This is a genomic window from Modestobacter sp. VKM Ac-2986 (genome assembly GCF_026967795.1).
In the GTDB taxonomy this organism is placed as follows: Bacteria; Actinomycetota; Actinomycetes; order Mycobacteriales; family Geodermatophilaceae; genus Modestobacter.
This window is the reverse complement of the sequence record NZ_JAPVBH010000004.1, coordinates 369328-383239: the sequence shown is the minus strand read 5'-3', so window position 1 is coordinate 383239 and position 13912 is coordinate 369328. Positions and strand designations below refer to the sequence as shown.

Genomic DNA, 13912 nt, shown 5'->3' with positions numbered 1-13912 from the left:
ACGATGACATCGACCATGACGACGACCGAGGCAGGAGGAGGACCGGTGGACACCGACGGCCGGGCACGCAGCGTGCAGGCCCTCCTCTTCGACCTCGACGGCACGCTGGTCGACACCCGCGAGGCCAACCACCTGGCCTACCGGGACGCCTTCGCCGAGTTCGGCCACGAGCTGACCCCCGAGCAGTTCGCCGGCACCTGGGGCCGGGACTCCCGCGACTTCATCCCCGACCTGCTGCCGGGCGTGGACCAGGCCGAGGTCGACGGCATCCGGGCGGCCAAGAGCCGGCTCTACGCCGCCGAGCTGCACCGCACCACCGTCAACGAGGCGCTGGTGGCCTTCCTCCGCCAGATGGCGCCCACGCACCGCACCGCGCTGGTCAGCACCGCCAAGTCCGGCAACGGCCGGCAGATCCTTGAGGTCCACGGGCTGACGCCGCTGTTCGACGTCGTGGTCTGGGGCGACGAGGTCACCCGCAGCAAGCCCGACCCCGAGGGGTACCTGCGCGCCCTGGAGCTGCTCGGCGTCGACGCCGACCGCTCGCTGGCCTTCGAGGACTCCGCGACCGGCCGTCGGGCAGCGGTCGCGGCGGGCCTCGCCGTGCTCGAGGTGCCGCTGTTCTGATGTCGCACCCCTACTCGCGCGGCCGTGTCGCGCTCATCGTCGTCGCGCTGCTCTCGCTGGCCGGCTTCCTGCTGTTCAACCTCGACGCGCTGTCGGACCTGTGGACCGCGCTGGCGGACTCCCTGGACGGCGGCGACTGGGCCGTCATCGGCGCCGCCGCGGTGGTCCAGCTGCTCGGGCACGTGCTGCGCGCCGCCCGCACCAAGGTGCCGCTGGACAACGTCCGCCGGGGCAGCCTGGCCGGCCAGTTCCGGCACCTGACCATCGGCTACCTGTTCAACGTCGTCTGGCCGCTGCGCATCGGCGAGGTGGTCCGGGCCTGGCTGATCGCCAAGACGGTGCGGATCAGCTTCCTGTACACGCTGCTGGCGGTCATCCTCGAGCGGCTCATCGACGTCGTCTTCGTCTCGGTGATCCTGCTGGTGTTCGTCGCCGTCGTCGGGGTGCCCGAGGGCGGGGTCGTGCCGATCACCGCCGTCGTCGCGCTGGTCGTGGCCGTCGCGCTGATCGTGGCGTTCGTCGCCTTCGTGCGGGAGAACTCGTTCATGCTGCGGGTGGCCTGGCGGGCCTCCAGCTGGCTCAACAACGACCTGGAGAACCGGCTGCGGTTCAAGCTCTGGTCGGTGATCTTCGGCTTCCAGCGGTTCTTCCGGCAGCGCCGGCAGCTGGTCCGCTACGGGGTGCTCGCCCTCGTCTCCTGGGTCTGCTACCTCGCCGCGGCCGTCGCCGTGGCGGTCACCGTGCTGCCCGCCCTCTCCGGTCGGCAGGCCTTCATCGCCGCCACCGCCCCCTCGGCGGTGGTCGGCCCGGCCATCGGCAACGGTGCCCCCGGCGGCTTCGTCGACGGCGTGGTCGAGTTCGTCGAGCGCAGCGGCGGCCTGGGTGGCCGCGAGCTCCTCGTCTTCGCCGGCGCCTCGTGGGTGGTCGCCAACGTGCCGGTGCTGGTCATCGCCGTCGTGGCGCTGTTCGTCAACTGGGCCCGGCGCACCAGCGACCCGCTCGCCGGCGCACCGCTGGCGGCGCAGGACCGCTACGTCAACAAGCTCGCCCGCGAGCAGGACGTCTCGGGCCGGATGACGCACTTCCTGGACTCCTACTTCCGCGGCCAGCACCTCAGCCAGGTCATGCACCGGCTGGAGGTCAACGGCAACGTCAGCCTGGTGCAGTTCTTCAAGGGCGGTTCCAACGCCGTGACCCTGCTGGCCACCTCCGGCGGTGAGCTGTTCGTCAAGAAGATGGTGCCGACCGAGCACGCGCACCGGCTGAAGAACCAGTACGACTGGCTGGCCGAGCGCGCCGACCACCCGCTCCTGGTCACCGTGCTGCGCGAGGAGCACGCCGACGACCACTACGCCATCGACCTCGAGTACCGGCCCAGCAGCGTGCCGCTGTTCGAGTACGTGCACGAGCAGCCGCTGGCGGAGTCCGCGGCCAAGCTGGCCCAGGTCTGGGACTACATGTACGGCCGCGTCTACGACCTCGGGGAGCTCGAGGAGCACCCGGACGTCCGCGACGACTACGTCAGCGAGCGGTTCGTCCGCCGCGTCCAGGCCGCCGCCGAGAGCCACCCGGCGCTGGCCGAGGCGATGAAGAGCGACCGGATCCTGGTCAACGGCCAGGAGCTGGACAACTTCGCCACGATCCTGGACCGGATCACCGCCAACGAGACCGCCTGGCGGGACCTGGCCACCTACCGGACCTCCGCGCACATCCACGGCGACCTCACGGTGGACAACATCCTGGTCGACCTGCCCACGCGCGACGTCCTGGTCATCGACCCCTCCGACGACAACCAGGTGCGCGGCCCGATCATCGACTTCGCCCGGCACATGCAGTCGCTGCTCTACGGCTACGAGTTCCTCAACGAGGACGAGTCGCCGGTCCTGCTCGGCGCCCGCGACGGCATGCCGGAGATCACCTACCGCGACGACCGGTCGGCCCGGTACGCCGAGCTGGCCGACTTCGTCAGCACCGAGGTCATCCCGCGCCACCTCAGCGTCGCCGAGCAGCGCTCGGTGCTGTTCCACGTCGGGCTGTTCTACGGGCGGATGCTCACCCACCGGGTGGTCATCAACTCCGGGACCGTGCTCAAGTACTACGGGGTCTGCCTGCAGGCGCTCAACCGCTTCCTGGACCAGTACGACCTCCCGCGCCGGGACGACCGGGGCGACGACCTCTTCGGCATCGACACCAGATCGGACCAGGTGCTCAGCAAGTGAACGTGGTGATCGCGATCCCGGCGTACAACTGCGCCGCCCAGATCGGCCGGGTGCTCGACGAGATCACCGACGAGGTGGCCGCCCGGGTCTCCGAGATCTGGGTGATCGACAACCAGAGCACCGACGACACCCTGGAGCGGGCGGCCGAGTACCGGCGGAACGGCCGGCTGGGCAACCTGCGGGTGTTCCGGAACCGGCAGAACAACAGCCTCGGCGGCACCCACAAGGTGGCCTTCGAGCACGCCCGGGCCGCCGGGCACACCCACGTGGTGATCCTGCACGGGGACAACCAGGCCAAGAGCGACGAGGTCGCGCTGCTGCTGGACCACGCGCAGGCGCACCCGGAGACGCAGACCGTGCTGGGCTCGCGCTTCAGCCGGGCGTCCCGGCTGCACGGCTACGACGCCAAGCGGGTCTGGGGCAACCGGGTGCTCAACGCCGTCTACAGCGCCGTGGCGCTGCGCCGGCTGGAGGACCTGGGCTCGGGGCTGAACCTGTTCGCGCTGCGCGACCTGGACCCCGCGACCTACCTGCGCTTCGCCAACCAGCTCACGTTCAACTACGAGCTGATCCTGGACCTGGTCGCCCGCCGGGTGCGCTTCGCCTTCGTGCCGATCACGTGGCGCGAGGAGGACCAGGTCTCCAACGCGCGCAACTGGAACATCTTCCGGACGGCGCTCCGCAACCTGGCGCTGTGGCGGCTGGGCCGCCAGACGACCGCACCGGCCACCGGCCGGGACTACGAGTGGGACGAGGTGCACTGATGGCCACGCTGCAGGTGCTCATGCCGATGGGCGGGCTCGGGACGCGGTTCCGCAAGGTCGGCGTCACCACGCCCAAGCCGCTGATCGAGGTCGGCGGCGTGCCGATGTTCCAGCGCGCGCTGGCCTCGCTGGACCCGTGGGCGGGGGACAAGACCGTCACCGTCGTCGTCCGGGAGGACAACGACCGGGAGTTCGACCTGGCCCGCCGGGTCGTGGCCGCCGAGCCCGCGGCGCAGATCGTGCTGCTCGACCACGACACCCGCGGCGCGGTCGAGACCTGCCTGGTCGCCCGCGACCAGCTCGACCCCGACCAGCCGCTGGTCATCATGGACTGCGACATCGCCTTCGTCAGCCCCGCCTACTTCCCGGCGATGCAGCAGGCGGCCGAGCGCCAGGACGTCGACGGCCTGCTGCTGTCCTTCCGGTCCACCGAGCCGCGCTACAGCTTCGCCGAGGTGGACGCCGACGGGCTGGTGGTGCGCACCGCGGAGAAGCAGGCCATCTCCTCCGACGCGCTGATGGGCGTCTACTCGTTCACCTCCGCGCGGGTGTTCCTCGAGGCTGCCGACCGGCTGATGGCCCGCCAGATCGACGCCGCCATGCCCGAGTACTACGTCTCGCTGGTCTTCAACGAGCTCATCGACTCCGGCCGCCGGGTCGGCCTGGTGCGCGGGGACTTCTACTGCTTCGGGACCCCGGAGGAGCTCGCCGCCTTCGAGGCGACCGGCGCCCCCGTCTGAGCCCTCTCGCGAGGCCCCCGACACAGGACGGCGCCCCTCCCGGTCAGCGGGAGGGGCGCCGTCCTGTCCGCGTTCAGAGCTGGGCGGCGATGAACTGCCCCAGCGAGCGGGAGAACGTGGCAGTCAGGTGGCTGCCGTCGAAGTAGACGACCGTCCCGCCCACGACCTCGTGGCACAGCTGCTCGTCGCAGAAGCGGTCGGTCAGGTCGATCACCGAGATGCGGTCGTCGTCCATCGCGACGGCCGCGTCGGCCAGCTGGTCCGGGGTCAGGCGGAGGTCCCGGGGCCCGGCGCAGGGGTCGTCGACCCGCCCGGCGGCGGCGATGCAGTCCGGGGCGCTGACCTCGAGGTTGCGCGACTCGGGGCCGAGGTGGACGCCGTTGGTCGTCGGGACGGCCCGCAGGACGTGGACCTGCTTGCCGGCATCGGCGAGGGTCCGCAGCGGGGCCTGGAGCGTCTCGACCGGGATGGCGTCCTGCAGGCCCCCGGAGCCGTCGACCCACTTGTAGATGTCCGAGCGGTAGCTGGTGAAGACCCGGGTGATGCCGGGGTCCGCGGCCAGCTGCGCGAGCAGCTCGTCCGCCCACACCTTGCAGGCCGGGGGCTCCTCGAGGGGCATGTTGGCGCCCAGGAGCCGGTCGGTGCCCAGCACCGGGCAGCCGGCCTTGACGTAGGTCACCACGGCCCAGCCCCGGTCGTCGGCGACCTGCTGGAGGGCCTCGTACATGCTCGCGGTGTGCGAGTCGCCGATGAGGGCGACGGTCTCGGTCGCGTCGGCGCTGCCGTACCGGCAGGTCTTCAGCTCGGTGGCCGTCCCGCCCTGCAGGCAGGGCATGCCGGCGGAGAGGTCGGACTTGGCGAACGTCGTGTCCACCGTGTCGGTGTAGGCGTACGGGTCGCCGCACTGGCGCTGTGCGTCGGTCGCGCCCGCGCCGAAGCAGGGGTCGCCGCCGGTGGCGAAGGCCGCCGCGGCCGCGCGTGCCCCCTCCACCCGCGACTGGACGTAGAACCACCCGCCGCCGGCGACGCCGAGGACCACCGCGGTGGCCACCGCGGTGGCGGCGAACGTCGTCCCGAGGCCCCGCCTGGCCAGCGGCGTGCCGGTGCGGACCGGGTCCTCCACCGCCACCTTGGTGGCCCAGCCGAGGACGACGGTGGCGAGCAGCACGGCGATCTTGGACCGGGTGCCGAGGTCGTGGCCGAGGGCGAACGGGAGGACGACCACCAGCGGCCAGTGCCACAGGTAGGCCGAGTACGACACGTCGCCGAGGAAGCGGACCGGGCCGAAGTGGGCCACCGCCGTGGGGCTCCAGTCGCCCGCCGGTGCCCCGGCCCAGATGACCGCCACGGTGCCCAGGACGGGCAGGAGCGCGGCGGTGCCGGGGAACGGCGTCTGCGCGGTGAAGGTGAGCGCACTGAGCGCGATCGCGCCGAAGCCGGCCCAGGACACGACGGCGCGGAGCCGGTGGCGGTCCTGCAGCGGGGTCGCCGCCACGAGGGCCAGCAGCCCGCCCAGGCCGAACTGCCAGGCCCGGGCGGGGGTGGTGAAGTAGGCCGCCGGCGGGCTGGTCCGCGTCGTCCACAGCGAGTAGGCGAACGAGGCGACGGTGAGGGTCCCCAGCAGCGCGACGAGCACCGTGCGGCGGCGCGCGCCCAGCCGGACCGCGAGCCAGGTCGCCGCGACGATGAGCAGCGGCCAGAGCAGGTAGAACTGCTCCTCGGTGGACAGCGACCAGTAGTGCTGTGCGGGCGAGGCGGCGTTGGTGTGGGCCAGGTAGTCGACGGCGTCACCGGCGAGCACCCAGTTCTCCACGTACAGCGCGGAGGCGCCGATCTCGCGGAGGAACTGCTGCCAGTAGGTCTGGGGCACCCAGAGGAAGACCGCGACCGCGGTGCTGAGCAGGACCAGCAGGGCCGCGGGCAGCAGCCGCCGGGCACGGCGGGCCCAGAAGTGCCCCAGCCGGACCCGGCCGTTGCGCTCGACCTCGCGCACCAGGTGCCCGGTGATCAGGAAGCCGGACACGACGAAGAAGACGTCGACGCCGACGTAACCGCCGGGCATCCGGAGCGGGACCACGTGGTAGAGCACGACCAGCGAGACGGCGAGGGCGCGGAGCGCCTGGATCTCGACCCGGACGGCCGAGGCCGCCGGCCCTGGGGGTGCCGGCGGCGCGACCCGTGGCGGGGACGAGGGGAGCCCGACGGTCGGGATCCGCTCGGTGCGGTCGTCGACCGGCGCCTGCGCGGTCGCTCCTGACCCCTCGACCACCACGCTGCTGCGACCCCTCACGCTCTCCCCGTTCCCCGTCCGGCGGAGCCCCGTCCCGGAGGGGACGGCGGGTCCACCGGGCTGTCGGTGCCTCCTGAGGGTAAGCGCGGCAGACGGCCCGCCGGCCCGCCGTCCACCTGCGTGGCTGCCCCACGGCGCCGTCGCGACCCGGTGGCACCACCCGACCCACGGGTCGCGCCTCCCGCCGCCCGGCGCGGCCCGGCCCGTCCGCCGGACGGCCCCGCCCGGCTCGTGAGGTACCCGCCCCCCGGTGCCCGTAAGGTCGATCTGATGACCACGACCTGGAGCGAGCGGCTGCAGCGGGCCGAGGTGGCCGTCCTGGTGGAGCTGCGACACGGGCTCGGGAGCGGGACGGCCGTCCCCGCTGCCTCGGCCGTCTCCTGGTTCGGCGAGCACGCGCGCGGCTGGCTGGTGCTGGGCGCCCTCGGCTGGGCCGGCGGGAGACGCCGCCGGGAGTGGGCCGCCGGGGCGGCGGGCGTCGCCCTCGCGCACGCCTCGGCCGTGGCCGCCAAGCGGGTGGTGCGCCGCGCCCGTCCGGCGCTGGAGCACGTGCCGCACCTGGGCGGGGTGCACAGCGGGCTGTCCTTCCCCAGCGCGCACGCCACCTCCACCGCGGCGGCCGTCGTCGGCTACGCCCCGATGGTGGGCCGGCCGGTGATGGTCGGTGCGCTGGGCGCGATGGCGGTCTCCCGGGTGCTGCTGGGCGTCCACTGGCCCAGCGACGTCCTCGCCGGTGCGCTGCTGGGCACCGCGGTGGGTGCCGGCGTCCGTCGGGTCGCCGGCACCGGGGCCCTGGCATGAGCGCCCGGCCCGTCCGCACGACGCCACCGGCCCCGGAGGGCGCCACGCCACCGGCCCGGGAGGGCGCCACGCCACCGGCCCCGGAGGGCACGGTGACCCCGGCGGGGGACGCCGGGTCGCCGCTGGCCGCCGGCGGTGACCGGCCTGCCGGGTTCCGCGGCTCGCTGCCCTGGGGCCTGGTCCGTGCGCTGCGGCCCCGGCAGTGGGTCAAGAACGTCCTGGTGCTGGCCGCGCCGCTGGCGTCGGGCCTGATCGTCGAGGCCGACGTCCTGCGCGCCAGCCTGCTGGCCTTCCTGCTCTTCTGCGCGACCTCCTCGGCCGTGTACCTGGTCAACGACGCGGTCGACGTCGAGGAGGACCGGCGGCACCCGGTCAAGCGGCACCGGCCCATCGCGGCCGGTCTCGTCCCGCGGTCGCTGGCCCTGGGGCTGGCCGTGGTGCTGTTCCTCGTCCCGCTCGCGCTGGCCGCGCTGCTGGCCCGCCCGGAGCTGGCGTGGGTGCTCGGGGTCTACGCCGTCCTGCAGCTGGCGTACTGCTTCGCGCTCAAGCACCAGCCGGTCATCGACCTGGCGATCGTGGCCTCGGGCTTCCTGCTGCGCACCGTGGCCGGTGGCGTGGCGGCCGGCATCGCCCTGTCGCAGTGGTTCCTGCTGGTCGCGGCGTTCGGCTCGCTGTTCATGGTGGCCGGCAAGCGCTACTCCGAGCTGGTCGCCGTCGGCGAGGGTGCGGCGACCCGCCGGAGCCTCAAGGAGTACTCCGAGAGCTACCTGCGGTTCGTCTGGAGCATGTCGGCCGGGGTGACGGTCACCGTCTACAGCCTGTGGGCCTTCGAGGTGGGCGCGAGCGGGGACGGCGTCCCGTGGGCGGCGATCTCGATCGCGCCGTTCGTGCTGGGCCTGCTGCGGCACGCGGTCGACCTGGACAAGGGCGAGGCCGGCGAGCCCGAGGCCGTCGTGCTGCACGACCGGGTGCTGCTGTCGCTGGCCGTGGTCTGGCTGGTCACCGTGGCGCTGGCGGTCTTCGGCGGGTGAGCACACCGCCCGGCGTCCTGCGAGGGGGACGCCGGGCGGTGGGTCGGGCGGTGTGCGGTCCAGCGGGCGCGGCTCAGTAGATGCAGCTGGTGTCCGCGGCCGTGCGCGGGGGCTCGGCCGGGGTCTCGGGACCGGCCACCGGCGCGGCCGGGGTCACGGCCTCGCCCACGCCGTTGTAGTCCGCGCCGAGCACCAGGGTGACGGTGCCGCTGGTGGCGTCCTCGACCTGCCGGGTGACGGCGCCGGGGACCTGGCCGGCGAGGGTGGCGGCGAGCGCGTCGTCCCCGGCGGCGAAGCGGACCTCGGTCACGTCGTAGCCCGCGGAGTCGGCGTTGCCGGTGCCGGTCACCGGGAAGCCGGCGGCGGTGAGCCCGGCGGCGGCCTTGCCCGCCAGGCCGGAGGTGCCCGAGCCGTTGAGGACCTCGACGGAGACGTCGGCCGGCGCCGCGGTGGGGGCTGGTGCCTCGGGCGTGGCCGGGGCGGCCTCCGGTGCGGCCGGCTGCGGCTCGGCGGACAGGTCGGAGAAGAAGGCGCGCAGGGTGGCCGCGTCGGCCAGCCGGATGATCGACCCGGCGTCCTCGTCGCTGTCCACGCCCTCGTTGGGCACGGTCTGGAACTCGATGCTGCCGGCGGTCACCGACTGCATCTGCTGCGCCAGCTCCATCAGGTCCAGGTCGGCGTCGACCGTGAGGGCCTCGGAGACCGCCTCGACCAGCTCGTGCTGGGTGCCCAGGTCACGCAGGACGTCCTCGGAGAGCATCTTGCGCAGCACGCCGGCGAGGAACACCTGCTGGCGGCGGATCCGGTCGAAGTCGCTGCTGGTCTTGCCGATGTTGTGCCGCTGGCGGACGAACTTGAGCGCGTCGGCGCCGGTGATGGTCTGCGGGCCGGCGGGGAAGAAGGCGCCGGACCACCTGCGGTCGTCGACGGCCTCGCACAGGTTGACCTCGACGCCGCCGACGACGGTGCTGAGCTCGAAGAAGCCGAGCAGGTCGACCTCGGCGTAGTGGTCGATGCGCAGCCCGGTGAGCTGGCTGAGGGTCTGCACCAGCAGCTGGGCGCCCTGCGCCGACTTCTCCTCCTCGGTCGCGGACTCCGGGGCATCGGCGCGGCCGTAGGCGTAGGCGGCGTTGAGCTTGGCCTGGCCGTGGCCGGGGATCTGCACGTAGGAGTCGCGCGGGAAGGAGACGAACGAGGCCTTGGAGCCGTCCGCGGGGACGTGCACCAGGATCATCGTGTCGGTGTTGGTGCCGGCGTCGGCGCCGGCCTTGAACTCGGCCAGCTGCTCGTCGGTCAGCGCGGCGCGGCTGTCGTTGCCGACGAGCAGCAGGTTCATCGCCGCACCCGTGGTGACGGTCTCCTCGTTGCCCGACGTCGGGATCGCGTCGGTGCGGGAGACGCTGGCCCCGGCGACCTGACCGAGGTACCAGCCCCAGCCGCTGGTCACCAGCAGCGCCAGCGACAGCAGGCCGGCGGTGACCCGGCCGGTCCACACCAGGCGGCGGCCACCGCCGTCGGCGTCGCGTCGGGCCGGCGACCCGGCCCGGGGGTCGAGTCGGGGCGGCAGGCTCGGGCGGGCCGGCTGGTCGAGTTCGTCTCTGCGCATGTCCTGGTCCCTCACGTCGGGTGCCGACGTCGGTCTGCTGACCAGGGGTGGTCAGACGTCCAGCGGCGTGATCGACCGCGACCATAGGTGCGCCGACGGGCCCGTCCCGGGCTCCTCGGCCGTGTCCCACCACACGAGTCACGTCCCGCACCACCCGTCCCCGAGGCGCTCGTGTCGGCCCCTTCGTCGCTCAGCGTCGTGTTGCCATGACGGAGTGCCACGTCTTCGTCGAACCACCCCGAGTGCCGAGCGACCCGTCGGAACAGCCACGGTGGAGGCGGCCGGAGGCTCCCCGTCCGGCGGGGGCCGGCACCGTCCTGCCCGGGTGCGGCTGACCCGGCGCGGGCGGCGGGTGGTCGCCGGCGCCGTGGCGGCGCTCGGGGTCAGCGGCGTGCTGGTCGTGCTGCCCGTGGTCACCCGCCCGCAGCCGCAGCCGGTGCCGGTGGTCACCTCGACCGAGGCAGTGCCGATGGGCTCGGTCGAGGAGCCCGCACCCGGTGCCGCGGTCGCGACCGCGCCGGCCACCGACGTCCCCGGCGCGACGGCCGAGGCCCCGGTGCTGACCGTGAGCCGGCCCGACACCGGGCCGTTCTCCCTGGTCGGCGTCACGTGGTCGGCGGACGAGGCCGTCACCGACACCGTCGTGCGGGTGCGGACCCGGCCGGCGGCCGAGGCGGACTGGGGCGGCTGGACCGAGATCGCGCCCGAGGCCACGGACCAGGACGCCGGGACCGGGACCGGTGCGGCCGAGCTGCGCGGCGGGACGGCACCGCTGTGGACCGGCGCCAGCACCGGCGTCGAGGTCGAGCTGGTCACCCGCTCGGGGGCCCGCCCCGCCGACGTCCGGCTGGACCTCGTCGACCCGGGCACCAGCGAGGCCGACGCCTCCCTCGGCGAGCCGGCGGCGGTCGCGACCGCGCACGCCGCCGACCCGGGCATGCCCCCGGTGTTCTCCCGCGCCCAGTGGGGCGCCGACGAGCGGATCCGCACCTGGGACCCGGAGTACGCGCCGACCATCGAGGCCGCGACCGTGCACCACACCGCGGACAGCAACGACTACGCCGAGGCCGACGTGCCGGCGATCATGCGGTCGATCTACCGGTACCACACGGTGAGCCGGGGCTGGGGCGACATCGGCTACAACGTCATCGTCGACAAGTTCGGCCGGATGTGGGAGGGCCGCTACGGCGGGCTGGCCAGCACGGTCGTCGGCGCCCACGCCGTGGGCTACAACACCGGCACCTTCGGGGTGTCGATGCTGGGCAACTACGACCTCGTGCCGGTGCCGCAGGCCACCGTCGACGCCGTCTCGGCGATCATCGCCTGGAAGTTCTCCCTCTTCGGCGTCGACCCCCGTGGGACGGCGCGGCTGGGTGCGAACAACTCGGTGTCGCGCCCGACGGTCCACGCGCACCGCGACGTGGGACAGACCGCCTGCCCGGGCCGGTACGGCTACGCCCGGCTCGGGGAGATCCGGGACGAGGTCGCCGCGCAGGTGCAGTCCGCGGCGCGGCTGGTGCAGCAGCGTTACGACTCCGACGCCGCCGTCCGTGCCCTGCTGGGTGCGCGCACCAGCCCGGTCACGGCGATCCCCGGTGGTGCGTTCGCGCACTACGCCAACGGGTCGATCTACGCCTCGATGGGCACCGGTGCGCGCGTCGTCCGGGGTCCGGTGAAGGACCGGTGGGCGGCGCTGGGCTGGGAGAACAGCTCGCTGGGCTGGCCGGTCGGCGACACCGTGACCGGACTGGGTGCCGGTGGCTCGTTCCAGGAGTTCCAGCGCGGCGCCGTCTACTGGTCGCCGGGCACGGGGGCCCGGGTCGTGCCGAACGGCGCGGTGCGGGACCGCTGGGCGGCACTGGGCTGGGAGCGCGGCGCGCTGGGCTACCCGGTCGGCGACGCCGTCACCGGGCTGGCCGGCGGTGGCTCCTTCCAGGACTTCGAGCGCGGCTCCCTCTACTGGTCGCCCGGCACGGGCGCGCAGGTGGTCACCAGGACCGTCCTGCGGGAGAAGTGGGGGACGCTGGGCTGGGAGCGCGGTGCGCTGGGCTACCCCGTGCGCGACGCCGTCACCGGGCTGGCCGGCGGTGGCTCCTTCCAGGACTTCGAGCGCGGCTCGGTCTACTGGTCACCCGGCACGGGCGCCCGCGTGGTCATGGCCGGTGCGCTGAAGGAGAAGTGGGGCACGACCGGCTGGGAGGGTGGCCGGCTGGGCTACCCCGTCGGTGACCAGACCCCGCTCCGGGGCGGCGCCGCCCAGTTCGTGGCGTTCCAGCGCGGCTCGGTGTACTGGTCGGCCCCGACCGGCGCGCACGCCGTCGAGGGCGTCGTGCGCGACCGCTGGGCGGCCGCCGGGTGGGAGAACGGCCCGCTCGGGCTGCCGCTGTCGGACGTGGGCCGGACGCCGGACGGCGCGGCACAGTTCGCGCACTTCGAGGGCGGCTCGGTCTACGCGCACGCCACGCTGGGTGCGCGGGTGCTGTCGACGGTCGTCCGCGAGGCCTGGGGCGCCGCCGGGTGGGAGCGCGGTCCGCTGGGCTACCCGGTGGCCGACGCGGTCACCGCCGCCGGCGGCCGCGGTCAGCTGGTGCAGTTCCAGGGCGGTCAGGTGCTCGCGTCGGCGGCCACGGGCGGCCACGCGGTCTCCGGCGTCCTGCTCACCGACTACGAGGCGGCGGGCGGTCCCGGTGGCGGGCTGGGCCTGCCGACGGCGGACGCCGGCCGGACCGGTGACGGCCGGGCCACGTTCCAGCACTTCGAGGGCGGGTCGCTCTACCGCACCTCGGCGGGTGTGGTGACGGTGCCGGCCGCGGTGCGCGACGTCTGGGCGCGGTCGGGCTGGGAGCACGGTCCGCTGGGCTACCCGGCGGGCGCGGCGACGGTCACCGCCGGCTCCTCGCCGGTCAGCACCGCCCCGGCCGGGGGCACCACGCAGGTGTTCCAGGGCGGCACCGTCTACGTCGGGCAGGCCGGTGCCTTCCCGGTGTCGCGGGCCTTCGAGGCCGTGATGACCGCCGTGCGGGACGTCGCCCCGCTGGGCTGGCCCACCGGTGAGGTGCTGTCGCTGGCCGCCGGTGGCAGCCTGCAGACCTTCGAGCGCGGCTCGGTGTACGCGAGCCCGGCGACGGGTGCCCACGCGGTGGCCGAGGAGCTGTTCCCGGCGTGGGGTGCCGCGGGCTGGGAGTACGGCCCGCTCGGGTACCCGACGACGGACACGGTGGTGCTGCCCGGCGGTGGCCGGTTCGTGCACTTCCAGGGCGGGTCGGTCTACTGGACCGCCGCCACCGGCGCGCACGTCGTCCGCGGCGCGGTCCGCGACGCCTGGGCCCGGTCGGGCTGGGAGGGCGGCCTGCTGGGCCACCCGACGGGCGAGGAGCTGTCGCTGGCCGCCGGTGGCAGCCTGCAGCAGTTCGAGCGCGGCTCGGTCTACGCGAGCCCGGCGACGGGTGCCCGCGCGGTCGCCCAGGAGCTGTTCCCGGCCTGGGGTGCCGCGGGCTGGGAGTACGGCCCACTGGGGTACCCGACGACGGACACGGTGGTGCTGCCCGGTGGTGGGCGCTTCGTGCACTTCCAGGGCGGCGGGTCGGTCTACTGGACCGCCGCCACCGGCGCGCACGTCGTCCGCGGCGCGGTCCGCGACGCGTGGGCCCGGTACGGCTGGGAGGGCGGCCGGCTGGGCTACCCCGTCTCCGAGGTCCGGCCACTGTCGGACGGCGGCGCTGAGCAGGACTTCCAGGGCGGCACGCTGCGCGTGTCGATCACGGGGAGCGCCTCGATCGTGACCGTACGGTGACTGCTGGTCTGGCGCGCCCTCGGGCCGTCTCCGTGCTCGAAGGG

Annotated in this window: 9 protein-coding genes; 7 read left to right on the top strand and 2 right to left on the bottom strand. The window is 74.2% G+C overall.

Translation table 11 applies throughout. The features are described 5' to 3' along the window. Positions 1-3: 3 nt before the first annotated feature. The 4 genes from O2W14_RS12940 to O2W14_RS12925 are packed head-to-tail and all read left to right on the top strand — an operon-like array spanning position 4 to position 4347. Positions 4-624 carry an HAD family hydrolase gene (locus O2W14_RS12940; protein ID WP_269176504.1) on the top strand — a complete coding sequence of 207 codons (621 nt, stop codon included), beginning with the start codon at positions 4-6 and terminating at the stop codon, positions 622-624. Further along, positions 624-2843, top strand: coding sequence for a lysylphosphatidylglycerol synthase domain-containing protein (locus O2W14_RS12935; RefSeq protein ID WP_269176503.1), 2220 nt, complete (start codon positions 624-626; stop codon positions 2841-2843). Before O2W14_RS12940 ends, O2W14_RS12935 begins: the two co-directional genes overlap by 1 nt. Then, positions 2840-3607, top strand: coding sequence for a glycosyltransferase family 2 protein (locus O2W14_RS12930; RefSeq protein WP_269176502.1), 768 nt, complete (start codon positions 2840-2842; stop codon positions 3605-3607). Before O2W14_RS12935 ends, O2W14_RS12930 begins: the two co-directional genes overlap by 4 nt. Next, positions 3607-4347, top strand: coding sequence for a glycosyltransferase family 2 protein (locus O2W14_RS12925; RefSeq protein WP_269176501.1), 741 nt, complete (start codon positions 3607-3609; stop codon positions 4345-4347). Before O2W14_RS12930 ends, O2W14_RS12925 begins: the two co-directional genes overlap by 1 nt. 73 nt (positions 4348-4420) lie before the next feature. Here O2W14_RS12925 and O2W14_RS12920 read toward each other — a convergent pair whose 3' ends face one another. Then, a complete protein-coding gene (locus tag O2W14_RS12920; RefSeq protein ID WP_269176500.1) occupies positions 4421-6637 on the bottom strand; it encodes an acyltransferase family protein in 2217 nt (738 codons plus the stop codon). 270 nt (positions 6638-6907) lie between these two features. Here O2W14_RS12920 and O2W14_RS12915 point away from each other — a divergent pair, with 270 nt between their 5' ends. Further along, positions 6908-7438, top strand: a complete 531-nt coding sequence (locus tag O2W14_RS12915; RefSeq protein ID WP_269176499.1) for a phosphatase PAP2 family protein — start codon at positions 6908-6910, stop codon at positions 7436-7438. Next, the gene (locus tag O2W14_RS12910; RefSeq protein ID WP_269176498.1) at positions 7435-8469 is read left to right on the top strand and encodes a decaprenyl-phosphate phosphoribosyltransferase; all 1035 of its coding nucleotides are present in this window, start codon (positions 7435-7437) and stop codon (positions 8467-8469) included. The genes O2W14_RS12915 and O2W14_RS12910 overlap by 4 nt, the downstream gene beginning before the upstream one ends. 73 nt (positions 8470-8542) lie before the next feature. Here the strand turns inward: O2W14_RS12910 and O2W14_RS12905 are convergent, their stop codons facing one another. Beyond that, positions 8543-10075, bottom strand: coding sequence for an LCP family protein (locus O2W14_RS12905; protein WP_269176497.1), 1533 nt, complete (start codon positions 10073-10075; stop codon positions 8543-8545). Positions 10076-10400: 325 nt separating this feature from the next. Here O2W14_RS12905 and O2W14_RS12900 point away from each other — a divergent pair, with 325 nt between their 5' ends. After that, a complete protein-coding gene (locus tag O2W14_RS12900; RefSeq protein ID WP_269176496.1) occupies positions 10401-13868 on the top strand; it encodes an N-acetylmuramoyl-L-alanine amidase in 3468 nt (1155 codons plus the stop codon). Positions 13869-13912 lie beyond the last annotated feature (44 nt).